Origin of the sequence: Cryobacterium sp. PH29-G1 (assembly GCF_030063365.1) — a bacterium.
Lineage (GTDB): Bacteria > Actinomycetota > Actinomycetes > Actinomycetales > Microbacteriaceae > Cryobacterium.
Window position 1 is genome coordinate 221,579 of the sequence record NZ_JASISY010000001.1, and the last position, 24,976, is coordinate 246,554.

Annotated in this window: 22 protein-coding genes; 9 read left to right on the forward strand and 13 right to left on the reverse strand. The window is 64.7% G+C overall.

The annotated features are described in order from the left end of the window. Window positions 1-89: 89 nt before the first annotated feature. The 4 genes from QMK22_RS01050 to QMK22_RS01065 form a co-directional block, all read right to left on the reverse strand. On the reverse strand, window positions 90-1,595 hold the full coding sequence (locus QMK22_RS01050; protein WP_283495766.1) for an APC family permease: 1,506 nt from the start codon (window positions 1,593-1,595) through the stop codon (window positions 90-92). A 250-nt stretch (window positions 1,596-1,845) separates the two neighbouring features. After that, on the reverse strand, window positions 1,846-2,799 hold the full coding sequence (locus QMK22_RS01055) for an AraC-like ligand-binding domain-containing protein (protein WP_502856867.1): 954 nt from the start codon (window positions 2,797-2,799) through the stop codon (window positions 1,846-1,848). 553 nt (window positions 2,800-3,352) lie between these two features. Further along, window positions 3,353-5,191, reverse strand: coding sequence for an HNH endonuclease signature motif containing protein (locus QMK22_RS01060; RefSeq protein ID WP_283495768.1), 1,839 nt, complete (start codon window positions 5,189-5,191; stop codon window positions 3,353-3,355). A gap of 186 nt (window positions 5,192-5,377) precedes the next feature. After that, window positions 5,378-5,974: a TetR/AcrR family transcriptional regulator gene (locus QMK22_RS01065; protein WP_283495769.1), complete on the reverse strand. Its 597-nt coding sequence runs from the start codon at window positions 5,972-5,974 to the stop codon at window positions 5,378-5,380. A 157-nt stretch (window positions 5,975-6,131) separates the two neighbouring features. On the opposite strand from QMK22_RS01065, the gene QMK22_RS01070 reads away from it, so the two are divergent. Continuing rightward, window positions 6,132-8,057: a primary-amine oxidase gene (locus QMK22_RS01070; protein ID WP_283495770.1), complete on the forward strand. Its 1,926-nt coding sequence runs from the start codon at window positions 6,132-6,134 to the stop codon at window positions 8,055-8,057. A gap of 226 nt (window positions 8,058-8,283) precedes the next feature. Here the strand turns inward: QMK22_RS01070 and QMK22_RS01075 are convergent, their stop codons facing one another. The 6 genes from QMK22_RS01075 to QMK22_RS01100 form a co-directional block, all read right to left on the reverse strand. Continuing rightward, entirely contained in the window at window positions 8,284-9,009 is a 726-nt protein-coding gene (locus QMK22_RS01075; RefSeq protein WP_283495771.1) for a hypothetical protein, read from the reverse strand. 514 nt (window positions 9,010-9,523) lie between these two features. Beyond that, the gene (locus QMK22_RS01080) at window positions 9,524-9,844 is read right to left on the reverse strand and encodes a hypothetical protein (RefSeq protein ID WP_283495772.1); all 321 of its coding nucleotides are present in this window, start codon (window positions 9,842-9,844) and stop codon (window positions 9,524-9,526) included. Continuing rightward, window positions 9,841-10,437: a hypothetical protein gene (locus QMK22_RS01085; RefSeq protein ID WP_283495773.1), complete on the reverse strand. Its 597-nt coding sequence runs from the start codon at window positions 10,435-10,437 to the stop codon at window positions 9,841-9,843. Before QMK22_RS01085 ends, QMK22_RS01080 begins: the two co-directional genes overlap by 4 nt. Window positions 10,438-10,464: 27 nt before the next feature. Next, window positions 10,465-12,471, reverse strand: coding sequence for a heavy metal translocating P-type ATPase (locus QMK22_RS01090; RefSeq protein ID WP_283496036.1), 2,007 nt, complete (start codon window positions 12,469-12,471; stop codon window positions 10,465-10,467). A gap of 144 nt (window positions 12,472-12,615) precedes the next feature. Beyond that, on the reverse strand, window positions 12,616-14,151 hold the full coding sequence (locus QMK22_RS01095; protein WP_283495774.1) for a multicopper oxidase family protein: 1,536 nt from the start codon (window positions 14,149-14,151) through the stop codon (window positions 12,616-12,618). Between the two features lie 176 nt (window positions 14,152-14,327). Further along, window positions 14,328-14,933, reverse strand: a complete 606-nt coding sequence (locus QMK22_RS01100; protein ID WP_283495775.1) for a hypothetical protein — start codon at window positions 14,931-14,933, stop codon at window positions 14,328-14,330. Window positions 14,934-15,067: 134 nt separating this feature from the next. Between QMK22_RS01100 and QMK22_RS01105 the strand changes: the two genes are divergently transcribed. From QMK22_RS01105 to QMK22_RS01125, 5 genes are all read left to right on the forward strand, one after another. Next, window positions 15,068-16,381 carry a DUF445 domain-containing protein gene (locus QMK22_RS01105; RefSeq protein WP_283495776.1) on the forward strand — a complete coding sequence of 438 codons (1,314 nt, stop codon included), beginning with the start codon at window positions 15,068-15,070 and terminating at the stop codon, window positions 16,379-16,381. Window positions 16,382-16,461: 80 nt separating this feature from the next. Further along, complete coding sequence (locus QMK22_RS01110) at window positions 16,462-17,685, forward strand: GAF domain-containing protein (RefSeq protein WP_283495777.1); 1,224 nt, start codon at window positions 16,462-16,464, stop codon at window positions 17,683-17,685. Between the two features lie 138 nt (window positions 17,686-17,823). Next, window positions 17,824-18,516, forward strand: coding sequence for an IclR family transcriptional regulator (locus QMK22_RS01115; protein WP_283495778.1), 693 nt, complete (start codon window positions 17,824-17,826; stop codon window positions 18,514-18,516). A 90-nt stretch (window positions 18,517-18,606) separates the two neighbouring features. Further along, a complete protein-coding gene (locus QMK22_RS01120) occupies window positions 18,607-19,164 on the forward strand; it encodes a nuclear transport factor 2 family protein (protein WP_283495779.1) in 558 nt (185 codons plus the stop codon). A gap of 12 nt (window positions 19,165-19,176) precedes the next feature. After that, window positions 19,177-19,824 carry a response regulator transcription factor gene (locus QMK22_RS01125; RefSeq protein WP_283495780.1) on the forward strand — a complete coding sequence of 216 codons (648 nt, stop codon included), beginning with the start codon at window positions 19,177-19,179 and terminating at the stop codon, window positions 19,822-19,824. 66 nt (window positions 19,825-19,890) lie between these two features. On the opposite strand, the gene QMK22_RS01130 is transcribed toward QMK22_RS01125, so the two are convergent. From QMK22_RS01130 to QMK22_RS01140, 3 genes are all read right to left on the reverse strand, one after another. Beyond that, window positions 19,891-21,129 carry an amidase gene (locus QMK22_RS01130; protein ID WP_283495781.1) on the reverse strand — a complete coding sequence of 413 codons (1,239 nt, stop codon included), beginning with the start codon at window positions 21,127-21,129 and terminating at the stop codon, window positions 19,891-19,893. Then, window positions 21,126-21,410 carry a hypothetical protein gene (locus QMK22_RS01135; protein WP_283495782.1) on the reverse strand — a complete coding sequence of 95 codons (285 nt, stop codon included), beginning with the start codon at window positions 21,408-21,410 and terminating at the stop codon, window positions 21,126-21,128. Before QMK22_RS01135 ends, QMK22_RS01130 begins: the two co-directional genes overlap by 4 nt. 167 nt (window positions 21,411-21,577) lie before the next feature. Continuing rightward, window positions 21,578-21,919 (reverse strand): hypothetical protein, encoded by a 342-nt coding sequence (locus tag QMK22_RS01140; RefSeq protein WP_283495783.1) that lies wholly within the window; start codon window positions 21,917-21,919, stop codon window positions 21,578-21,580. Window positions 21,920-22,081: 162 nt separating this feature from the next. On the opposite strand from QMK22_RS01140, the gene QMK22_RS01145 reads away from it, so the two are divergent. From QMK22_RS01145 to QMK22_RS01155, 3 genes are read left to right on the forward strand one after another with little or no spacing between them, the layout of a single operon-like run. Further along, on the forward strand, window positions 22,082-23,410 hold the full coding sequence (locus tag QMK22_RS01145) for an aromatic ring-hydroxylating oxygenase subunit alpha (RefSeq protein ID WP_283495784.1): 1,329 nt from the start codon (window positions 22,082-22,084) through the stop codon (window positions 23,408-23,410). After that, on the forward strand, window positions 23,403-23,975 hold the full coding sequence (locus tag QMK22_RS01150) for an aromatic-ring-hydroxylating dioxygenase subunit beta (protein WP_283495785.1): 573 nt from the start codon (window positions 23,403-23,405) through the stop codon (window positions 23,973-23,975). Before QMK22_RS01145 ends, QMK22_RS01150 begins: the two co-directional genes overlap by 8 nt. Beyond that, the gene (locus tag QMK22_RS01155; protein ID WP_283495786.1) at window positions 23,972-24,925 is read left to right on the forward strand and encodes a PDR/VanB family oxidoreductase; all 954 of its coding nucleotides are present in this window, start codon (window positions 23,972-23,974) and stop codon (window positions 24,923-24,925) included. Before QMK22_RS01150 ends, QMK22_RS01155 begins: the two co-directional genes overlap by 4 nt. Window positions 24,926-24,976: the final 51 nt, after the last annotated feature.

Consider the following 24,976-nt stretch of genomic DNA (forward strand, 5'->3'; position numbering starts at 1 on the left):
GCGGTGGTGGGTGATAGAAAGGTCAGGTGCGAGCATCGCTCGGGCCGCAGTTTCGGCTCGAGCCACCGGGTGCAGCGACGGGCGATCAGCTACGACAGCACATCGCGCACGAGGTTATCGTTCTCGTGGTTCTGCATTCGGGAGAAGGCGAAACCACCGATCAACAGTGCGAATGGGAGGGCAACGAGTACCCAGCCGATCGCGCTCAGGCCCCAGGAGGTGGTGGTCGGGTCGACCCCGTCGGCCACGGTACCGGCGAGCAGCCCGAAGTGGCTCATCAGCAGGTATTCGCCGAGCAACAGGCCGACCGTCGCCAGTACCGGGGCGATGACCGTCTGGAAGATGTTTTCAGCGCCCTTATTGCGGTGGAAGTAGACGATGATGGCAATGCTCACCAGAATTTCGATGAGCACGATCGCGATAACCGACAGGCCGCTGAACCAGTAGAACAGGTTGAGAATGGGGTCGAGTTGGAACACCGCAAACACCACGAGCACGATGCCGGTGATGACCGAGGTGACGATGGACGCCGTGCTCGGTGCGCCACGGTCGTTGACCGTGCTGAGCGGCCGGGGCAGCGCACCGCCACGACCCAGCGCGAACAGGTAGCGGCCGGCCGCATTCTGAAAGGCCAGCAGCCCGGCGAACAGGCTCGACAGAACGAGAATACTCATGACCGTCGCCATCCATGGGCCGACATACTGGGTGGCCAGCGCGAACAACACCGCGGCAGGGTCGGCCAAGGGGACGCCCGCGACCGTCGACAATTCGACGGTCTGCTCGACCACCCTCGACGCGCCCATTCCGGTCACCATCGCGAAAGCGGTCAGGCCGAACAATACGGTGATGACGACGACGGCGAGGTAGGTGGCGCGGGGTACTACAGTCTTCGGATCTTTTGATTCTTCACCGTAGATGGCGGTGGCTTCGAAGCCGATGAATGAGGCAAAGGCGAATGCGAAGGCGATTCCGGCCGAACCGGCCAGGCCCCCGGCGACAATGGCGGCGGGGTTGAACGAGGCCCAGAAGTTGATGCCTTCCGGTCCGCCGTCGATCAGAATGGCAATCGCCGTGACTACCAGTGCGGTCAGTTCCAGCAGCATGAGCACGCCGAGCACCTTGGCCCCGACGTCCACGCTGAGCAGGCTGAGCAGTGTCACCACACCCCAGGACAGGATCGACCAGGCCCACCAGGGGAGTACGCCGACCTGACCAGCCATCAGGGCGCCGAAGAATCCATAGATGGCCAGCTGGATGGACAGATAGGCCAGAATTGACACAAACGCCGACGCGGTGCCGAGATGACGGCCGAGACCGCGTCCGATGTAGGCGAAGAAGGCGCCGGCGTTGGTGACGCGCTGGCTCATGGCAGCGTAGCCGACGCTGAATACCAGCAGGGTGAGCCCGACGACCACGTAGGCACCGGGCGCTGCCGCACCGTTGCCGAGCACGATCGCCACCGGCACCGCACCCGTCATACCGACGAGGGGAGCGGCTGCCGCGACGACGAAGAAGACGATACCGATCACGCCGAGCCGGCCCTTATGAAGGACCGTTTCTTGTGTTGGCGTCGAATTGCGGATGGTCTGGGTCATGATTACTCCTCGTCGAGTAAGAGGTCAGTTGCGGCCGTGCGGGCGGCTGAATTACACAGCGGATGCTGCGGCATCCGTTTTAGGTGTGTCTCACATCGTGGCAACCTCTGGGCTAAACGGGTTGCCATCGGCGGCACCGCAGTTGTCGAATGGTGCATGCTGTGCGTTTTTGCTGTGCAGCGCCGTGCACCGCGGCGCGTCGAACGGGGCACGCGGCTCGACGCGCATCGGCTGCAGTGCACGAACCCGGTTAGGCGCGGCGGTACGTGCTCGGCGTCTCGCCGAAGGCCGCACGAAAGATGCGGCTGAAGTGCGCGGCGTCGACGAAACCCCAACGGGCGGCGATGGTGCCGACCGAGCGGCTTTCGAGGATAGGGTCGCGCAGGTCGCGGCGGCAGTGCTCCAGGCGTCGGGTGCGGATCCAGCTCGCCACCGTGGTGTCGGCCTCGTGGAACACGTTGTGCAGGTGGCGCGTCGAGATGAAGTGCGCAGCGGCGATGCTCGCCGGGCACAACTCGGGGTCACCCAAATGCCCATCAACATAGGAGCGGATGCGCCCCAGCAGGTCGCCGTGCACCCCCGCTTCCGGGTCGCGGCGCAGGTTCAACTCGCTCTCGAACATGGTCGCGATGAGATCGACGGCGTTATAGGCGAGGCGGTGTCCGCTCGCACCCGAGAGGACGTCGAGATTTTCGGCGAGCTGCACCATGAACGGGCTGATCAGCCGGCCCAGTCCCGCGTCGCCGGCCAATCGCACGGCGGTGAGCTGGCCGACTGAATCGGCCGGCAGGTCGAGGACGTCGTGCGGAAACATCAGTACGAGAGTGCGAAAATCTTCTTCAAAGGCGAGCGTGTACGGGCGGTTGGTGTCGTAGACGGCGAGGTCTCCCGGGCGCAGGGTTGCCTCCCGGTTGTCTTGCACGAGCATGCCCGTGCCGGTCAGCTGCAGATTCAATTTGAAGTATTGCCGAGCGGATCCCGCGATCAGCGACGGGGTACGCAGAACCTGGTGACCGTTGGCCGTGACCTCGACGATTGACAATTCGTCGAGCACGCGCGAGCGGAGGGTGCCATGAAAGCTGCGGGATTCGCTGCGTACTTCCAGGGGCACGAAGGACTGCGACACGAGCGTGCGCCACTGCGTGAACGAGTCGGCGACGGCGCACTGCACGGTATCGCCCGCTACGGTATCGCCCGCTGCGATATCGCTGGCTCCGGCCGCGCCGGTCGCCGGGGTGACGGTGGACCTGCGTGCGACGTCAGGGAACGAGTTTGCAGTCGTCATCGTCACAAGCAGCTCCTTTGCCGGTTCGAGTGCGGCGACCAGATTTGCCCGGGGAAAATCAGTGATCGTCTGCAGCTAATGTAGCCCGGGTCGTGCCGAATGTCATTCTTTTTTCGACACTCGTCGAAAAAAGGACTTGCCAAGACCCCTGTCCGCCGGCGGAATCTGCCGGCGCGCAGGCCATCGACAGCTACGCGAGGACGTCGAACCGCACTGAAGCTTTCGTGGTGTCGGTTGCCACGCGCACTTCCCCGCAGCCGGGGGAACTGAGTAGGAATCGGGTGCCCCACTCCCGACCGGGGCGCAAGGAGGTGTGCTGCCGGATTGCTCTTCAGCGCCCCAGGCCAGCGCCTGCTCCGATCCGTTCGGATCGAAGAGCGCAATGCGAAGGTTGCCGTGCGCCGAGCACGACCTCCACGGGGCGACCGACGGTATCCGTGTCGGTGATGCTGGTGTGTTCCGTGTGCTGGCGTCAGCCTGATTGGGCGTTGGGCTGGTGTTGTTCGGGGTGTTGTTCGTGGTGGAGTTCGAGCAGGAGGGGGTTTTTGCTGTGCAGGGCGATCGGTGTTTGGTGTGGGTCGATTGTTGCGGGTGGTTGCAGCCAGAACCGGCCGTGGTCGGCGATGATCTGCCAGCCTTCCTGGTGGAGTCGGCGGTGGCACGGTGCGCAGAGCAGGAGTCCGACGTCGATATCGGTGGTGCCGGAGTCGCGTACCCAGTGCTCGGCGTGGTGCACTTCGGATCGGGAGGGTGGCATGTCGCAGTCCAGGAACATGCAGCCGCCGTCGCGCATGCCGATGGCCACGCGTTGGGCTTCGCTGAAGGTGCGTTGGCTGCGGCCGAGTTTGAGTGGATGCCCCGCCTCGTCCAGGAGTAGCCGGAGCTGGCCGGTGTTGCAGAGAATCTGCTGCACCGTTTCGAGGGAGATCGGGGCGGGGTTGCCCTCGAGGAAGCCGTGCCCTACCCGGGCCGGTGACGCCGGCACTGACGCCGGCACTGTCGCCGGCCCTGTCGCCGGCACTGACGCCGGCCCTGACGCCGGCCCTGACGACGGCACTGTCACTGGCTCTGACGACGCTGCCCCCGCGGCCGCGGCCGCAGTGGCAGCGCGCAACTCCGCTTCCGCGGTCGCGCCCGCTGCGCCGGCTGCGCCGGCTGCGCCGGCTGCGCCGGCTGCGCCGGCCGGGTCGGCCGGGTCGGCCGGGTCGGCCGGGTCGCGCTCGTCGGCCGGCACGAGTCCGGCGTTTTTCAGGTCGGTGTGGGTGACGATGACGCGCACTGCGGGGTGGCGTCCGCCATACATGCGGGTGGGGTCGGCGTCGGTGCCGGTTTTTAGCAGTGTGGTGAACGCGTCGGCGGCGATCTGGTCGACGGTGCGCGGGTCGTTCTTGATGCGTTCAGCCCAGGCCGCTTGCTCCGTGTCGACGAAGCGCACGCCGCCGCGGCGGGGACTGGTGAGGCAGTCGTAGGCGCTGAGCCAGTACTCGCCCTGCTCGGGCGCGAGCAGTCCGCTGAGCACGACCATGCCGTCGTGCCGGCGGAACAGCGTGAATTTGGTGTCGTCGCGGGCCTGCTTCTCCCGCGCCCGAATACCGGCCTCGTCGAGGTGGTCGCGCAGTCGACGCGCCCGCCGGTACACCAGCTCCACGTTCAACCCGGTCACCTCCGGCACGAGCACCGACAGCGCATCGCGCAGGATTGGCGCGGACACGGCCTGATCAATATCGCCCAGCCCGCGCCGGAGGGCGTCGGCCTGATCGACCGTGAGGGTGCCGGCGGCAACGGCATGCACGATCGGCGCCTGCCACGGCACGTCGCCTAGATCCTTGGCGATACCCTCGGCGATCCCGTCGCCTCTGCCGTCGCCTATTCCGTCACCGGGACCGTCGGCTGGGCTGTTCGGACCGCCAGTATCCGTTCCACCACTAGCACCCGTCAGCGCGGCAGCCGCCTCGGCAGCCAGCTGGGCGGCCCGTTCCGCGGCATCCGTTTCAGCCATCAGCGTGCCCGACGCGACCAGCTTGACCGCTTCGCCGCGGCTGGAGCCGTTCACGTGCTGAATCATGGCCTCCGGCGACGCGAACCCCTGTCGTGCGGCCAGGCCTTCGCGGCCGAGCTCGGGCCGGGACCGGCGGGCGACGGTGCCGGCCATCCACGCCGCGAACACATCCAGCAGCCGCCGTGCCTCCGCCAACGACCGCTGGCCGCTGAGCACATCGGCCTCGGGCAGGGCGTCAAACGCCGCGCTGCAATCGCCGAGGGAGGCGACCCGGTCGGCCGCCCATCGAAGCTCATCAGCGAGGCTGTTCATACCCCAATTCTCCCACCCACCACCGACAAAGCCGAGAAAAGCTCGCAATCTGTGGAGAAGAAACCGAACACACCCCCTGTGGAGAACCGGTGTTCTATCGGTCGAGGTGTGCTGGAGGCCAGAACCCGGAGCCGTGGCCCCCGAACCCTGAAGACCCGTGCCCCCGGGGCGTGAGGGCTCCGACAGCTAACTTCCGGTGGCCAGTAGGTGCAGGTATCCGTCCAGCTGCAGCACAAGAAGCTCGGGGGAGTGCTCGTCGGGGGAGAGCGAGGTAGTGATCTGGGCGCCGAGCACGACGTCCATGAGGTGACCGACGATATCCGTGTCGGTGATGCTGGTGTGTACCTCGCCGGCGGCGCGCGCCTCGGCGACATGGCCGAGCAGTGCGAGCCGCCACTGCAACATCGACTCATTGTGCAGCTGCGCTTTGGCAGCGCTGTTAAGCGCCTTCTGCCAAAACGGAATCACGATGCGCGCCTCGCTGACTCGGGTCTCGTCGAGGGGTAAAATCTCGTGGCAGTAAGCGCGTACGGCAGCCAGTCCGGTCAGTCCGGCGGTCGTGCGCGCGATGCGCAGGTTGGTCTGCCTGAACACATGGCCGAACGCGAAGGTCAGCAGATCGTCTTTGGTGCCGAAGTAGGGTTTGAGCGCGCCATTGGCGAATCCGGCCTCGGTCGCTATCTCGCGCAGGGTTGCCCCCTCGATGCCGTGGCGGGCGATGACGCGCCAGGTCGCATTGACCAGTTCAACGCGACGCTGGTCGTGATCGACGACTTTTGGCATGGGCCCTCTTCTGCTGGCGAAACTTCAGCTTGCCAGAAAGTTTCGGCAAACGCTTGCCAGCAGCGGCATGAACCATTTATATTCTACAACCATAGGAAAAAACTCTCCCGGGGCCACACTGAGGTGGTCCTTGGCCGATATTTGGAAAAGAGAACCCATGTCTCCCGCGCTCACCTCCGATACCGACACCGTGACCGCCTTCGCGCTACCCACCGCTGACGAACTCCACAAAGTGCGCACGATCCTGACCGAGGCCGGTTTATTCGGCAACAGCATCCGTGTTGCCTACCTCGGGCTCCTCGACCCGCCGCGCGGTGCTGCCGGCGACACAGCTGATCGCCGCTTTCGCGTCTTCCTGCACGATGTTTCCGGCGCCGCCCCCACCGATGTGACCGTGTCGGTCACACGGTCCGTGGTCGAATCCAGCGTGACCCTCGACACCGCGCTCACCGGTGAACTGCCCGTGCTTGAAGAGGAATTCGGTGCCGTCGAAGAGCTCCTCACGACGGATGCCCGTTGGCTGGCAGCCCTCGCCGCCCGCGGAATCGACGTGGCCAACGTGCGCGTCGCGCCGCTCTCGGCCGGAGTGTTCGAGTACCCGAACGAGAAGGGGCACCGCATTCTTCGTGGCCTCGCCTTCGTGCAGAACTTTCCCGAAGACAGCGCTTGGGCTCACCCCATCGATGGCCTCGTCGCCTACATCGACGTCGTCGCGCGCACCGTCGAGCAGGTGCTCGACTTCGGGGTCGTGCCGGTTCCGGCCGAACACGGCAATTACACCGACCCCACCCTCACCGGACCGATGCGTGAGACGCTCAAGCCGATCAGCATCACCCAGCCGGAGGGCGTGAGCTTCACCGTTACCGGCGGCAACCACATCGAGTGGGAGAATTGGAGCCTCGACGTGGGGTTCGACGTGCGCGAGGGCGTCGTGCTGCACAACATCGGCTTTCGTGATGGCGAAAAGACGCGGTCCATCATTCGACGCGCCTCGATCGCCGAGATGGTGGTGCCCTACGGCGACCCAGCCCCGGTGCGTTCCTGGCAGAACTACTTCGACACCGGTGAATACCTCGTGGGCCAGTACGCAAATTCGCTCGAGCTCGGCTGCGACTGCCTCGGTGAAATCACCTACCTGAGCCCGGTCGTCACCGACGGCTTCGGCAACCCGCGCGAGATTCGCAACGGAATCTGCATGCACGAAGAGGACTGGAGCATCCTCGCCAAGCACAGTGACCTCTGGAGCGGCATCGAGTACACCCGTCGCAACCGCCGTTTTGTGATCTCGTTCTTCACCACGGTCGGCAATTACGATTACGGCTTCTACTGGTACCTCTACCTCGACGGCACCATCGAATTCGAGGCCAAGGCCACCGGCGTCGTCTTCACGAGCGCCTACGCCGGCAAGGGGTACCCCTACGCCTCCGAAATCGCCCCCGGACTCGGCGCACCCTTTCACCAGCACCTGTTCAGCGCCCGCCTCGATATGGCCCTCGACGGTGACACCAACCGGGTCGAAGAGGAAGACGTCGTGCGCGTACCGATGGGCCCCGGCAACGAGCGCGGCAACGCCTTCACCCGCCAGCGCACGCTGCTCGCCACCGAGGCAGAGGGCGTCAGGCAAGCGGATACCTCCATCGGTCGCACCTGGCACGTCTCCAACCCCAATTCCCTCAACCGCCTCGGCGAACCGGTGGCCTACAAACTGCACCCGCAGGGCCTGCCCATGCTGCTCGCTGACCCCGAGTCGTCGGTGGCTCAGCGTGCAGCTTTCGCCACGAAGGGCCTCTGGGTCACCCGTTTCGCCGAAGACGAGCGCTATCCCACCGGCGACTTCGTCAACCAGCACTCCGGTGGCGCCGGACTGCCGGCCTTCATCGCCGCGAATCGCGACATCGACGGCGAAGACATCGTGCTCTGGCACACCTTTGGCCTCACCCACTTTCCGCGGGTCGAAGACTGGCCGATCATGCCCGTCGACACGGTGGGCTTCAAACTGCGCCCCGACGGTTTCTTCGACCGCAGTCCGGTACTCGACGTGCCCGCCAGCGTCCCCCCGGCATCCGGCGGCCACTGCCACTGACCGCTCGGCGCGCTGACACAGCCTCACGCCCAGTCGTCTTCGTTGGCCCCCGGGCGTGAGGTTCTGCGCTTTCCGGGCCCGGGCCCGGAAAGTGGGCCCGTGATAGATCATGGGCCCACTTTCCGAAGGTGGGCCCAGATCAGCGGATGCCGGGGCGCGCGGGCCAGCCGCGGCCATCCGTCGGTCGCGCCGGCCGCGGCCATCGACTATTCGCGCGAACCGGGGCTCAGCCGCGTAGCGCGGTCTCGAAGAGTTCGAGCAGGTGCGTGTAGAACGCGTAGCTCAGCAACGTCGCGATCGGAACGAATGCTTCGTCCGGGCCGGCCTCCGGCGCACCGATGTTGAGCAGGCCGGCCGAGGAAGTGTTGACGGCGCGAACCGACGCGTGCACCGAACGCACTCGCAGTTCGGTCCATTCCTGGTTCCAGATCCGCACGAATGCGTCGTTGGCGCTGGCCGGCGGCGCTGGCAGCGTCGACGCAGCACCCGCAGCCAGCCGCTCATTCAACAAACCCACCGACAGCCGCGCAGGCTCCATCGCACGCGACCACATTGGCCCGACGCCCAGAAAACGCAGGATCAGGTCGACGGTCTGGCTGACCGGACGCAACTCGATGGCGAGACCACCGGTATCCGCTTCGTTCTGGGTCGTGGAAGAGTAGGCGAACAGGGTGGACTCGCCTCGCGTCCAGCTGCGCAGGCTCCGGTTGACCCCGCCGCGGGAAGTGCTGGCCTCGAGCTGAAAGACGCCGGCGCCCCAGTGCGTGACAACCTGCAGCGCGAACGGGCTCAGCCGGCGACTACCGCCCTCGAGCAGGCCGCTATCACGCAGCTCCTCGCGGACGGGCGAGCGCCAGGCGAGGGCGCCGGTCGTGCGCGCGCTGAGCAGCGCGCCCTGCGCCGCCTCGGAGATCTCCAGCGCCGGAGGCGTATACGGCTGAAAAGTGGGCACCCGCTCCAGAAGTTCGAGCGGTCCCCGACCGCCGCGGTGGCGGCAACGTCGAGCTTTGGGGCGGCGTCGACATGCACTCGCGTCGCGCTCATCTCGCCAGAGAGCACGAGAGCAGTCGCAACATACGACAGCTGCCGCTGGTAGGCCAGAAACTGATGCGTCGCAGCGGATGCCGTGAGGTGAACGTGTCGCAGACCCGTCGCCCAGATCCAGCGTTGAATGACGATCTGCTCGTCGCCGGAGGGGTAGCTCGCCGTGATCATGCGCCCGTCAACGGTCTGCTCGGCCCACAGATCGACCGCGATGATCTGGGCACCGGGATGGTCGGTCAGAATTGCGGCGATGGAGACGCTGGAGGCGGCCTCGATCGGTGCGGTCGACGACGTGGACGTGAGCACGATCGTTGGTCGAAAGACACCGGCAGGAACGTTTGCGAGCGCGAGGACACGCTCGGCCCCCTCGTGCTGGATGCTTCCCCATCCGTCGAGCTCGGGCAGAGTAGCGCTCAACATCGTCAGGTGAGTCCCTTCAGGGTTGTGAACCAAATTGGCAACAGGAAGCGAGGTAGCCAGAACAGGGACACGGTGAATGTGAGCACGCTCAGAACGCCGATGGTGAACAGAATCAAAGCGAGAATCCTCGAATCGGCAGCCAGAGCGGTGTCCGTCGCCGAAAAAACGATCGCGGCAAAGCCCAGGTAGATAAATCCGAAACCGACGCTGTAGCCATAGTGCCCGGGAGTTACTGGGCGGATCCAGCTGCTCCAGATGCGGCGGTAGGCGAGTGTGCCGAGGGTTAGCGCGACCAGACCGATGCCGATCAAAATCCAGTTCATCCGAACAATCCGTTCCACGTGTCTTTGATACCCTTACCGATTTCGCCGCCGCCCCACCCGCGGGCAACGCCGCCGATCACGCCGCCGACGCCGCCGCCGATGCCGCCGATCTGCGTTCCAGATCCGGGAAAAATGCTGCCGATGGCCGCTCCTGCAGCTGCACCGGCCCACGCCCCGCCTGCGCCTCCGGCGGCGGTCGCTCCGCCGACGATCACGGCGTTCTCCGTCGCGCTGGCGACACGGGCACCATTATCCCATTCCGGGTGCGCCTGAAGGTCTGAGTTGTACTGGTTGGAGTACTCGCCCCAAACGGTAGTGCCCGCGCCGGCGACGCCCAGAACCTTACCGCCGGTTCGCAGCCATGACGGCGGCGCAGCGGCATCTGGTACGGCCGTGAGAAAGGGTTTGGACTTCCATCCCTCGGGCAGCGCTATGGAGGTCGGCGGCGGGGATGTCATGGAGCCGACCTGCACCAGGAGGCCGCTGGGCAGGCGGGTGTAGCCGACCCCCCGAATGATCTCGTCCGGCACAATCGCGTCGATACGTGGAATGAGCGGAAGAACGGCGCCAGGGGAGACGGGGTTGTATTTCATCCCTTGGGGCCACCGAGCGTGCCTGGGCTAACCCTCCCGCACGCTCGACGCCGGCCGCAGGTCGAGCCGGCGCAGCAACTGCGCGTTCAGGGCGACGACCACGGTGGACACCGACATGAGCAGCGCTCCGATCTCCATCGGCAGCACGAAGCCGATCGGGGCGAGCACCCCGGCGGCCAGCGGAACCGCCAGCAGGTTGTAACCGGCGGCCCACCAGAGATTCTGCTTCATCTTGCGGTAGCTGGCCCGCGACAACTCAATCACCGAGAGCACCGAACGCGGGTCATCGCTCGCGAGAATGACACCGGCCGAGGCGATCGCCACATCGGTGCCGGCGCCGATCGCGATGCCGACGTCGGCTTGGGCGAGGGCTGGAGCGTCATTGACGCCGTCTCCGACCATCGCCACCCGGCGACCCTCATGCTGCAGTTCCGCCACCTTGCGGGCTTTGTCTTCCGGGTGTACGCCCGCGAATACCCGGTCGATGCCGAGTTCGGCGGCCACGGACTGCGCGACGGCTTCGGCGTCGCCCGTGATCATGACGACCTCGATACCCCGGCGATGCAGGGCGTCGACCGCCTGCCGCGATTCCTCACGAACCTCATCGGCGAGACCGATCGCGCCGATGACCGCACCGTCGCGAAGCACGTGCAGAATGATCGCACCCTGGCTCTGCCAGTGCGTGGTCTCGGCCAGCGGTGTTGCATCGTGCTCGGTGAGCAGGCTTGGCCCGCCCACGCCAATGCGGTGGCCATCGACCAGACCGGTAACACCGACCGCAGCTGCGGTCTGAAATTCGCTCGCCCGCGGCACGGCCAGATCACGGTCGCGCGCGGCGGTCACGATGGCCCGGGCGAGCGGATGCTCACTATCGCCTTCCACGGCGGCGGCCCAGGCCAGCACCTGATCACTCGTGAACGTGCTGTCGGCGACCGCGACGTGGGTCACCGTCGGCTCGCCCCTGGTCAGCGTGCCGGTCTTGTCGAACAGAACCGAGGTGACCTGACGCATGCTCTCGAGGGCGAGCCGGTCCTTGATGAGCACGCCGCCCTTCGCGGCGCGCTCGGTGGCGATGGACACCACGAGCGGAATCGCCAGTCCGAGTGCGTGCGGGCACGCGATGACGAGCACCGTGATGGTGCGGATCACGGCATCCTGGGGCTGGCCGAGCAGGGTCCAGACGATCGCGGTCACGACACCGGAACCCAGCGCGAACCAAAACAGCCAGCCCGCCGCGCGGTCCGCGATGCGCTGCGCCCGCGACGACGAGCTCTGTGCCTCGCTGACGAGTCGCTGGATTCCGGCCAGCGCGGTGTCGTCGCCGACCGCGTCAACGCGCACCCGCAGGGCGGAATCGGTCGCCACGGTGCCAGCCACGACCTGATCGCCGACCCCCCGCTGCACCGGCCGGGACTCACCGGTGATCATCGATTCGTCGACATCCGCTGTGCCTTCGGTGACCGTGCCGTCGGCCGGAACCCGGCCGCCCGGCCGCACCACGACAAGGTCACCGAGCACTAGTTCGCCCGGTGCCACCACAACGATCTCATCGCCGTCGACTCGTTCAGCCTCATCGGGCAGCAGCGCGGCGAGCGACTCGAGGGCAGTGGATGTCTGCGCCAGTGACCGCATTTCGATCCAGTGGCCCAGCAGCATGATCACGATCAGCAGGGCCAGTTCCCACCAGAAATCGAGCTCGGCATCGATGATACCGAGGCTCGCTGCCCAGGAGGCGAGGAACGCCACCGTGATCGCCAGGGCGATCAGCAGCATCATGCCCGGTTTGCGGGACTTCAGCTCGGACACTGCCCCGGTCAGGAAGGGGCGTCCGCCCCAGACATACATGACCGTTCCGAGCAGGGGGGAGATCCACTCGATGCCCACGAGGTTCGGCAGCGTGTAGCCGAGCAGCATGGAGAACATGTGGCTGAACACGACCACCGGCACCGCGATGACGAGCATGGTCCAGAACAGGCGGCGAAATTGCCCGACGTGGTCACCATGCCCGCTGTGGTTCATGGCCCCGTGGTCCATGGCCGTGCTGTGTTTCAGGTCTGTGCTGTGGTTCAGGTCAGGCTGCGTCATGTCGTTCCTCGATCTTGATCTGCAAAAAAACTCTGCTCAATACCCCCCAAGGGTATACCTGTCGGGGAGTTCCTGCATCCGCTCAGGACGTGCTCATCTGGCTTCCACGACGCCCATCATTCCGGTGTCCTCGTGATCGAGGATATGGCAGTGGTACACCGTGCGACCGCTGAAGTCCTCGAATGCAATGCGCACCCGCACCTGGCCGCGCGCCGGGATGTTGACCACGTCCTGCCAGGGCGCCTTCGACACGGTCTGCCCGTTCTGCTCGATGAGCTGCATGGGCCAGACGTGCAGGTGCAGTGGGTGCGCCATGGTGCTGGCGTTGGTCAGCGTCCACTCCTCCACGGTGCCCGCCGCTACGGTCGTGTCGACCCGATCGCCGGCGAAGACGCGACCGTTGATCGTAGACACCATCATGTTGGCACCCATTCCCATGCCCATGCCCATATCGAAAACCAACTCGCGCCGGGCCGTCACGGTAGCTGACCGCAGGTCGCGCGGCTTCGGCTGGGTGGGCAGGGCGCCGAGTGGCTGCACTTCGGATCCGGCCACAACCAAGGTTGCCAGTGCGGTCGTGTCTGACGTCCCGCTGCTTCCTCCCATCATGCCGCCGCTCGTCGTACCGCCGCTCGTCATCGCGCCGGACGTTCCGCTGTGCGAGCCGCGGTCCACAGCAAACGCGCGCAGCACCGAGGTTCCCGCCTGGGCGGTGACCATGAGGTCGGCCCGGTTGCCCGGCGCGAGCACGATCTCGGTGACTTCCTCCGCATTCTCGAATCGACCGGAGTCGATGCCGAGCAGCTGCATCAGCTGCCCGTCGAGCTGCAGGCGCAGATAGCGCGACACGCAGGCGTTCACGATGCGCCAGCGCTCGCGCTCGCCGGGACGCGCGGCCAGCGCCGGGTTCACCTGCCCGTTGACCAGCACGATATCGCCTTCACGCCCGTCCATCTGCTGCATGGCGTTGACCGCGGCCACCTGCCCGCTCGATGCCAATGCGATATCGGAGATCACCAGCATCCGCTCGCGCGCACTGGGAATGGGCACGGGATCGTCGACGATAATCGCCCCGTAGAGTCCGCCGAAGACCTGATCGGCGACGTAACCGTGGTGGTGCGGGTGATACCAATACACGCCAGGCGGGTGATTGTCGGGCAGCTGGTAGTCGTAGGCGAACGACTGGCCGGCCTCAACCATGACGAACACATTGTCGCTGTTGCCCTCGGGTGAGACGTGCAGTCCGTGCACGTGCAGGTTGCTCGGATCATTCAGCCCGTTGTGCAGATTCACCCGCAGGCGATCACCAGAGCGGATGCGCAGCGTCGGCCCCGGCAGGCCGCCGTTGTACCCCAGAACGCTCGCCTCCACCCCGGCCAACTGAACCCGAACGGGCGCTGCGTCAAGGTCCACCGTGAGATCACCGGATGCGCTGGTCAGCTCCTCCGGTTGCACGAACTCCGCGCCCACCGGAGGGTTCTCGCCCGAATCGCCCGAACCGCCCGAACCGCCCGAATCGGGCCATAACTTCCAGACCGCGGCGCCCCCGACGGCGGTCGCGGCCAGTCCCAGGCCGCCAATGGTCAGCACCCGGCGGCGGCTGAGTACCATTTTCTGCTGGCTCGTCATGGTCGACGCGCCAGCCGGGCGCGGGGAGCGGGAGCCGTTTCCCGGGGTGTTTTGCGGGCTGTCGCGGACGCCGTTGTGGCACAAAGTGGTACACGTGCGTTGTTCATCGTTCAATCCGTTCAGATCACGTCACAGAAACCGGGGGTGTCGGAGTGCGCCCGAAAGCGCGACGGTTTCTAGACGCGACGGATGCCGAGAAGGGCCAGGCGGGGTCGGTGAATCGGCAGAGCGACCGCGAACAACTGGGCATGCAGAACGCTGCTGGGCCTCGGCAGGCGGTGAGCGGGCGTGCCGCGCCGATTGAGCATCACCGTCGCGGCCAGCACGAGCAGCATTACGCAGCCCATGACCATGAGAGCGCAGTCCAGCATGCCATTGTGGGTCAGGGGCGCGACCACGCCAACTACAGCAGCCGCACTCATCAGGGCTGGCGCCATGATCATCGCGCTGCCTGCCCTGCCGAGCGCAGCGGCAGTAGCAGTAGCAGCGGCGCTGACCGCCGGGCCGACTTGAGGCTCGGCAGCCGTGCCGGGGTGTGCCGCGGTTGTCCCGTGGTGCGGCGCGGCCACGGCGACCTGCGACGCATCGACCTGCGACGCATCGACCTGCGACGCGGCGACCGGCAGCGCAAAGCCCATGACGTGGAAACTCGCGGCCGAGTGCATAGCCAGCACGCTCAGCAGCAGGGCCACGAGGGCCAGCAGCGCGAGCATTGACGTGCGCACGTTCAGCGGGTGACACCGCCTCGAAACGGATGCCGGCACGGCCGCTGTCTGTGTCATGCCACCTCCGTCGACGCGGGTGCGAGCGGCTCGGTTGAACCGCATACCCCCATAGAGTATCCGATCTGCATGATCCCACGCTGAATACGAACATATGGACACCACGCGGCCGCGCGATCGGGCAGGCTGGAGCTATGGCGCAGACGAGACCCACGGCATCCACAGCACCGACGACACTCACGGCGCTCCCCGCTGAATCCCCGAACGACGCCGCCCGCCGCACCGCGCTCACCCGTATGAAGCGACTCGCCGGCGGGTTGCTCGCGCTGATGGCCGTCATTTTCACCTTGTCGTTCGCCCTGCAGGATCGCTACCCGTGGCTGGAATACGTGCGCGCAGCGGCCGAGGGCGGCATGGTGGGCGCGATCGCCGACTGGTTCGCCGTAACGGCCCTGTTTCGCTACCCCCTGGGCCTGCGCATTCCGCACACCAACATCATCGCCAACCGTAAAGATGAGATCGGCGCGAGCCTCGGCGAGTTCATCGAGACCAATTTTCTGGCCGAGAGCGTCATTCGCGGCAAGCTCGAATCGGTCGGTTTGTCCCGCCGCCTGGGCGTCTGGCTCGTTGCCCCGGCCAATGCTGAAAAACTCACCACCGAGCTGGCTGTCGCCGGCCAGGGCCTGCTCAATCTGCTCGGCGATGACGCCATCAAAAACCTCATCGAATCGGTTGCCCGGGAGCACCTGGTCAAGCCCGAGTGGGGACCCAGTATCGGCCGGGTGGGGGAGCGGCTGGTCGCGAGCGGGCAGCAGCACGCAGCGGTCGACCTGTTGCTCGACCGTGCTGACGGCTGGCTGCGCGAGCACCCCGAGGCCTTCGGTCGCGTCGTTTCCGAGCGGTTGCCGAGCTGGCTTCCCGGATTCGTCGACAAACTGGTCGACGACAAGGCCTATCGCGAGGTGCTCACTTTCATAGCGGCGGCGCGCGGCGACCGCAGGCATCCGGTTCGGCGTGCTCTCGATGAGTACCTCAGCGAGGTCATGCACGACCTGCAATACGAGCCCGCGATGATCAATCGGATCGAAAAGCTCAAGGCCGAAGTGCTCGACAACGCCAAGTTGCGCGAATTCGCCGCTGACACCTGGGAGGCGGTCAAGGCCTCCCTCATGCAGGCCCTCGGTGAGCCGACGAGCGCTCTGCGGGTCGGCATCCGTGACACGCTGCAAGACATCGGCACGAGGCTCACGACGGACGCCGCGCTCGGCTCCCGCATCGACCGCTGGCTCGCTGACACGGCCAGTTATGTCGTGGCCAACTATCGCCACGAGATCGCCGGGGTGATCACCGAAACCGTCGAACGCTGGCCCGCTGCGGAGACGGCCGCGAAGATCGAATTGCAGGTGGGCCGTGACCTGCAATTCATTCGGATCAACGGAACCGTGGTCGGAGCCCTTGTGGGTCTGGTTATCTTCGCGCTCGCACACGCGGTGGCGGCGTTGTTCTGAACCCAAAATACGGGTTCGTGGTGCGGGGCCGCCCCTGTTCGGGGCAGACTAGTGTTTTCGGTTGTTTCTGAAAGGCACCAATGCACGACCTCACCCGGTGGGCGCTGCGTCCGCTGATGCGTGTCTGGACGGCGTCTGCCGAGCGGCAGGACCGTACCCTGCCTCGTCCGAACGACGCTCCGCAGGCCCACGCTCCCGGAATCGACAGTGACCGTGTGCTCATTCTCGGTTGTGGTCCGGCGGTCGGCTGGGGGGTGCTGAGCCACCAGCTGGCTCTGCCCGGGGCGCTCGCTCGGGAGCTGTCCGTGCGCACCGGGCGTGGTGCGGATATCGATCTCGTGAGTAGTCGCACCATGACAGCGGCGAACGCGCTCAGCGCCCTGGCCGGCACGCGCCTTAGCCGCTATGACGCGGTTGTGGTCATTCTTGGGCTGAACGAGGCGCTTGACCTCACCAGCGTGCACGAGTGGCACGACCGGTTGACGGCACTGCTTGCGATGCTCGAGCGTGAGACGTCGCGCAGCACCATGATCGTGGTGTTGGGTATTCCGCCCATTCGCAGCATCGAGATTTTCCGACGTCCGCTCGTGTTCATCGCCGACTGGTCGGCCGCGGACCTCAACGCGGTGAGTGCCCGGCTGGCCGCCGAGGCGTCCCGCACCACTTTCGTGCCGTTCTCGCCCACCGCAACGCTCACGCCCGATCGGCATCGTACCCCGCAGGATTACCGTGGCTGGGCCGTGCTCCTGGCCAACGCCATGGCTGACAGCCTCGACTCGGTACGCCTCGGCATAAACGGTGCGGAGGCCCCGGGCGCGGATGCCGCCAGCCGGGAGCGCTCCCGGCAGGCGGCCGTCGACGGCCTGGCCATTCTGGACACCCCGCCGGAAGCGCGGTTCGACCAGCTGGTCGCCCTGGCGCAACGCCTGTTTGGTACGGAGTCTGCGCTGATCAGCATCATTGATCACGACCGGCAGTGGCATAAGGCCCGGGTCGGGACCAACGAGACCGAAGTGCCCCGATCCCAATCATTCTGCGCGATCACGATCGAGGGGGATGGGGCACTCATCGTTGAGGATGCCAGCAGCGACACCAGGTTCAGCGACAACCCACTGGTGAACGGTGACCCGAGCATCCGCTTTTATGCCGGGTTTCCGATCGAGTCTCCTTCGGGGGAACGCATCGGTGCCCTCTGCGTGTTCGATCCGAAGCCGCGGGTGCTCGCCGAGGTTGACCAGGTGCTGCTGCGCGAACTCGCGCTCCTCGTGCAGCGGGAACTGCGGGTGCCGCCAGTGGCACACTAGGTCAGCGCGTGCTGGACCGGTCAGTGAACCGGTTTGCCCCGGTGAAAGCGGTACTGTTCACCTATGGTGAGTCCCCCCGAACAGTCAGTTCCCGTTCCGGGTACGAAACCAGCTGGGTCAGATCCCTCGGATTCGTCGGTGCTGGAAAAAGTGGATCGATTGTTTCGAGCGCTGTCAGAAACGTCGAGCACTCTCGGCCTCACCGAACTCGCGCGACGATCGCAGGTGCCGAAGGCCAGCACGTATCGCCTTGCAGAACAGCTGGTCGACCTTGGCTTCATGGTGAAGACGGCCCGGGGTTATCAGTTGGGTTGGCGGATTTACGAGATGGGGCAGTCGGTGCCGCGGCCCGCGCAGCTGCGGCGCGTTGCGCGCCCAACGCTCGTCGATCTCCGCCAAGCGACGAAGGCTCTCGTCGTGCATTTCGCTGTTCTGCAGGGTGACGACGTCGTGTATCTCGAGCGGCTAGGCGGGCGCCGTGAGGTAGCACTGCTTGCTGCCGTGGCCGCGTCGGCGCCGGCCGACCAAACCGTTTCTGGACGCGTTCTGCAGGCATACAGTGCGAACACGGAACGGGGGTCGGTTACGAGTGAGCAAGCGGCGGAGTACGCCGCCATTCGAGAGCGTCGCTGGGCGAGCGAAACCGGTTCCGTCGTTGCCGGGGCGAAAACGTTTGCCGTTCCCATTGAATACCCGGGTGGTTCGTTCGTCATCGGTGTGATTGCGGCTACCGTGCACACGGGTCGTCAGGATGATCAGGAGACGCTGCACGCGCTGTGGGCGGCAGCGGGCGAAATCTCCGCTGCTCTGCAACGCAAGCCGGTTCGCTGAATGAACCCGAACTCTCTCGGCAGCTTCCTTTAGTTCTACCGTCGACTATGCGTATTGGCACCGTGGCCGCGCGAGCGATGAAGGAGTTCCATGAGTAGCGAATCAGTTCTGGCAGATCTGTTGCGACGCGTTGAAGTGCTGGAAGCCGAGGCCGATATTCGTCGAATTCAAGCTCGCTACATGTTTCTCTGTGACACTCCGATGCCTGAAGCTGACGTCACCGATGACTCGCGACGCGTCGAACTCATCCTTGATCTCTACACCGAAGATGCGGTGTGGGAAGGCGTGGGAGAGTATTACGACAATCAGTTTGGACGCGCTGAAGGCAAGGACGCGATTCGTCGGCACTTCGAAGGATTCTGGGGCAGCCGTCAGGATCCTGCTCTGCTCCTGAACGCCCATTACCTCACGTCGGAGCAGATTAACGTTGATGGTGACACCGCGACCGGACAATGGATTCACATGCAGCCGTGGCTGTTCGCCGATGGCACGGGGTTGCTGCGCTCGAGCCGGCTGTACAACACCTTTCGCAGAGAGAACGGCGTGTGGTTGATCACGAGAACCCGCACCGAGAACGTCTTTGTTGCACCATTGCCCGACAATTTTGCCGAGGCATTCCCCTCGGCTTCCGTATTGATGCGTGGTTAGGGAATCATGACTATGCCGAGCACGCTCAGCGGTTCCGTACGCATGCTGGAGTCCGCCCCCGTCGTTCATATCGTTGACGATGACGAAGGATGGCGAAATTCCCTGGCCTTCCTCTTGCAGAGTGTGGGCATCGTCGCGCTCACGTACCCGCTCGCCACTACTTTTCTCGAGGAGCTTGATAGCGACGAGCCCGCGGTGGTCATCCTGGAGGCGCGCATGCGTGGGCTCAGCGGCCTGCAGCTCCAGGAGCGGCTGGCGCTGCGGGATTATCCCGCACCTGTTCTGTTCTGTTCGGCCCATGGCGACATCGCGACCACGGTGCGTGCGATGCGCGCGGGGGCCGTGGGCTTCCTCGAGAAGCCGTACGACCCACAGGTGATGTTGGAGACCGTTCAGGAGCAGATCGTAGAGGCGGAGACCGCCTTCCGGGAACGCGCCGGACGCCGCTCGATCGAGGCTCGCATCGATTCACTCACACCGCGCGAGCTGGACGTGCTGCGTCTGGTCATGGAGGGCCTTCCCAGTCGGCAGATCGCGTCGCTTCTGGGCGCAAGTGTCAAGACGATCGACGTGCACCGCGCTCGAATCCGGGCTAAGGCCGATGCTGAAAGTCTGGGCTGCCTGGTGCGAGATCTGTTTCAGCACCGCATCAAGGTCTGAGCTCATCAGTAAACGTGGTCCCAGCGTCGCTCAGAGACCCAGCGTCGCTCAGAGACCCAGCGTCGCTCAGGGTAAGCGGTCCTGAATCCAGCCAGCAGTGCTGAGGAGCGCGGCTTCACCTCGAGGGTGTCCGATCAGTTGGATCCCCAGTGGGAGGTGAGCCTGGCTTCTCAAGCCCGGAATAGTGGCCACGGGCAGGCCAATCGCCTGCCACGGACGGCTGAGCAGCGGATCCCCGGTGGCCGCCGTGCCTTCAGGAGCAGCGCCCAGTGCAGCCGCTCCGACGATGCCACTGCACCCGTTCAGTACCTCGCGGATCCGAGCGCGTCCCCGTGCCAGCAGGGTGCGCGCCTCGCGGTAATCGGCGTCCGAAATCCGGGCACCGTTCTCGAGCAGCTGTCGGAGAGGCTCACTCAAGCGGTCGGCCATAGCCAGCTCTGTGGCACGTTCGCGGGCGGCTTCATAGCCCATCACGATCGGCTGCGCTGCCGTGCAATCGATAATCAGTTGGGCCTCGGGGAAGACCTCAACGACAGCGCCATCTGCGCGAAAAGCACGGGTGGCCCGGTCCACGGCATCCACCATCTCGCCAGACACCGAGCCGATAGTGCACGCATCCCAGAGCAGCAGTCGGGGTGGCGCGGAGGGTGGGATGCTTTCGCCGGAGAGGGCTGACCATGCCACGGCCAGGTCGTGGGCATCCGCGGTGAACATGCCGTTGCTGTCCAGGCTTTGGGACAGGCCGGTGATGCCGTCAACCGGAAACCGGTCGTGCGTCATGACCAGCGATGCCACGCCGCAGAACGAAGCGGGACGAGTGACCGATCCCGCTGTCTGTGAGCCGAGCGCGAGTGGAACCTGGCCGGACGCAACTGCCGCAGCCGAGCCGCTCGATGATCCGCCGGGAGTGTGGCCGGGAGCAGCGGGGTTGTTGGTCGGGCCGGGTTGAAAGAATGCGAACTCCGTCGTGACGGTCTTTCCGATGGGTACTGCACCAGCAGCACGCCACGCCGACACGATCGTCGCATCCGTTTCGGCCGGTGCGGCGTCACGCCGCGTGGCCGAACCGCATTTTGTGGGAAAACCATGCAGGTCAATGATGTCTTTGACGCCCATCGGCACTCCGTGCAGCGCTCCTTCTGCGCTGGGCCGCTCGGGAAAAGAGATGTCCACCCACGCGCGGACTGTTTCCTCGGTCTCATCTATGCGCTGCCGTGAGCGTGCGCGAGCGGCATCTTGGGTGGTGCGGCCCGTCTTGAGATCTTCAACGAGCTCCCGGAGAGACCATGGAGCGAATAGGCTCACGCCTCGTCCCAGACCACATCGGCACGCCAATAGTCCTGCCCAACCGGGCTCTGGTGGTGATCCCAATCGGAGACACGCTTGAGCGTGGGCTCGATTCGCGCCGTTACCGCATCGGCAGCTTCCGGGCCGTCCTCGGGAACACCCCAGTGAACCCAGTTCAGCTCATTGCCATCGGCATCATGGATGAAGAGATCGACGTGCTTCCAGCCGTAGCCGAACGTATCGTTGTAACACATCAGCGTCATCTTGCGCTGGTCGTCAGGGGTGTCGAGCCGAAGCATGTGCATCCCTCCTCTGTGGTGATCGTGCACGGATTGAACCGGGAGACGGGGGCGGGACAGGTCTCGCCTCGCGTGACCGACGGTCCGGAATGAGGTTCCAACTTGAGCCTATGTCGCACCAAAGAAATCGCAAGTGAAGATTACCGTTCGGCAGTGCAGAGAATTCCTTACTCTCGTGCCAGCGCCGCGAGCAAGAAGTTCATCAGATCGTCTGTCGTCTCGGGCTGGGCGAGAGCAAATTTCTCAGATGCTTCCGCACACGAATCTCCACACATGACCTCGCGTCGGTTGTGCTCAATCAGTGATGCTGCGACCTGCAGGTGTCTGATGGCGCACGTGATCCCCACCAGGATTTGCTCGCTGACCTCCTCCGAGGCGCCAGTGAGATCGGTCAGGGAATGCGCGCGCACTTGGACCCCGGCCAGGTAGTTGTGAGCCGAAGCCAGGGGAATAGCCATGGCACGGATCAACTTCACGGTGTCGTCACCGGGTTGGGCGTCGTTGGGCATGTCTTCAGGCTAGGCGCGCCGACGTCGCTGCGACAGCGGGGGTAGTCACCATCCAGCTAAAGATTCCCCCCGCGATGCTGAGGCGATCCCGCATATCCCTGAAAGTCACGCGTCTCATACGATGGCAACACGCTCTCTCGGCCATGTTTTATGGTCGGGCCTATGCGCACTGACACAGATGGAGGCAAGTCGATGACCGTTGAGTTCACCGAAGAGAACATCTACGACCTGACACCCGATGAGCTGGTGCTCACCGATCGAGTCGCCGGACGAATGTATACCGATCCGGACATCTTTGATGAAGAGATGACCAAGATCTTCGAACGGACCTGGATCTGGGTGGCGCACCTCAGCGAACTGCCCAAGGCCGGCGCCTTCAAGACGACCTACGTCGGACAACAGCCGGTCATCGTGTCGCGTGACCGCAAGGGCAACATTCACACGATGCTCAATCGGTGCCGCCATCGCGGTGCAACTGTGTGCGAGACGCCCAGCGGAGTCGTGAACGGGTTCACCTGCCCGTACCACGCGTGGTCATACGGCCTTGACGGCAGCCTGCGAGGAATCCCGTATCCCGATGGGTATGAAGGCATCATGGACAAGTCCACGATGGGTCTGAAGAAGCTGCGTACGGAGCAGTACAACGGCATGATCTTCGCTACCTTCGACCATGACATCGAGCCGCTCGAGGACTTCCTCGGCGATGCGAAAATGTGGATCGACCGCTTCATGGCACAGGGCGCCGGCTACCCCGTGAAGGTTTTGGGCACGCACCGTTTCAAGTTCAAAGGCAACTGGAAGATCCAGTTGGAGAACACCACCGACGGCTACCACTTTCCGATCGTGCACCGCTCGTGGATGGCGACCGTTGATGAAGAGACCGCGGACATGATGAGCTTCATGACCGACCCGACTGCAATCACTCACGTGCTCGGCAACGGTCACTCCGTCATGCAGATGGTCCCGCAACACACCGACCTTGAAGCGGACGACGGCAGCGAGCCGCTGCAGCCGCGCTTCGATGGCCTCGTCGCCGACCTGCGGGCACAGGGGGTCGACGAAGAGAGGATACGAAAGCTCGTGTACACCGTGCACGGCACCGGATTCAACCTCAACCTCTTTCCGAACGTGTCATTGTCGATCTCGTTCTTTCGCACGTTGCGTCCGGTGTCCGTCAACGAGACGATCATCGAACACATTGCGATCGGCCCGGATGGCCCGCCGGAGATCGTCGACCGCGTCAACCAGGAGCGCATGCGTGCGCACGAGAACTTTCAGGGCCCCTTCGGATTCGGCACGCCGGACGATGCCGAGGGATGGGACCGTGTGCAGCGCGGCGCCGTCGGCGGACCAGAACTGCCTGTCATGGTGAACCGTGGTCTCGCTCGCGAAACAAAATCGCCCGAAGGTTGGACGACCTCGCACGTCACCGATGAGTCAGGGATGCGTGCGGCGTACTACCAGTGGAAGGAAATGATGGGCAATGAGTGACCCAGGAGCGACCCTCAAGCCCGGTGCGTGGCTGACCGGCCGCAGTACTTACAAGCGACCGCTGTCTTACGCTGGTATTTCCAGCAGCGACCCTCGGGTGGCGCGCGCCATCGATTTTGTCTCCTATGAGGCTGAGCTTCTCGATCGCAAGGAGTACGTGGTCTGGCAGGAACTGTACGCCGAGGACGGCGTATATGTTATTCCCATTGATCCAGAGACCGATAACTTCGACAGTCAGCTGAACATGGTCTATGACCATGACAAGCTCCGTCGCGCACGCGTTGTTCGGCTGAGCGAGGGCTACGCCATTTCGGCCGTGGATGCTGCGCTGACAGTGCGCACTCTCGGTCGTTTCATCGCCGCTGAAGTCAGCGACACCGAGATCACTTTGCGCGCGGCGCAGATTGTGGTGGCCTACAAGCGAGGCACTCACCACATCTGGGCCGGCGACGTTGAGTACAAGATTCGCTTCGGTGCTACCACCGCAGACGACCGGATTGTATTGAAGGTCATTCGCCTGGTCGACAGTCAAGGCGTGACTCCCGCCTCAGGATTCCTGTTGTGAGCGGAGTTGTCGTTGTGGTTGCGGAAGTCACCGAGGAGACTCCGGACATCCGCACCCTCAGGCTCGTCCACGAGGACGAGCGCCCGTTCACGCGCTTCGAGGCGGGCGCCCATATGGACGTCACGGGCCCAACAGGAGTTCTGCGGCAGTACTCATTGGCCAGCGCGCCAGGCGACCCCTCGTCGATTCTCATTGCGGTCAAACGCGAACCGGGCGGTACCGGAAGCGCGGCGCTGCACGAAGTGCAGGTAGGCGACCGGCTCCTCATCGGCAAACCGCGCAACCTGCTCAAGATCATGGACGATGCCGACCGTCACATCCTTGTGGTCGGCGGTATCGGCGTGACGCCGCTGCTCTCAATGGCGTACGAGCTGTACTCGCGCGGTGCCGACTTTGAACTGCACTATTTCGCACGCTCGCGTGCGGAAGCGGCGTTTGTTCCGTTCCTCGAAGAGCGCGCCGAGTTCCGCGACATGGTCCACTTCCACTTTGGCGGTCCGCGAGCTGAGCGCCCGGCGATTTATGCCGACATCGTGTCCCGGGTAACGCCGCGAAGCCACCTATACACCTGCGGCCCTGTTCCGTTCATGGAACAGGTCGAGCAGATCTTCGCGCCGGTCGTTGGCCAGGAACACGTGCACATCGAGCAATTTCAGGCCGCAGAGATTGACACGAGCGAAGACACGGCTTTCACGGTGGAACTCGACTCTGGTGAGGTGTTCGAGATCCCCGCGGATCGGACGATTCTCGCCGTGCTGGAAGACAACGGCATTGACGTCTTCAAATCATGCGAGGAGGGCGTCTGTGGTTCCTGCGTCAGCGGTCTGATTGAGGGTGTCGCGGACCACCGTGATAGCTGTCTGTCGAAATCAGAGAAAGACGCCGGCGAACAGATCGCCATTTGCGTTTCTCGTGCCAAGACTCAAAAGTTGGTCATCGAACTCTACTGAGGCCGCGCTGAAATGGGCGTCACGCAGGAATCTGCGTGACGCCCAGTGTGC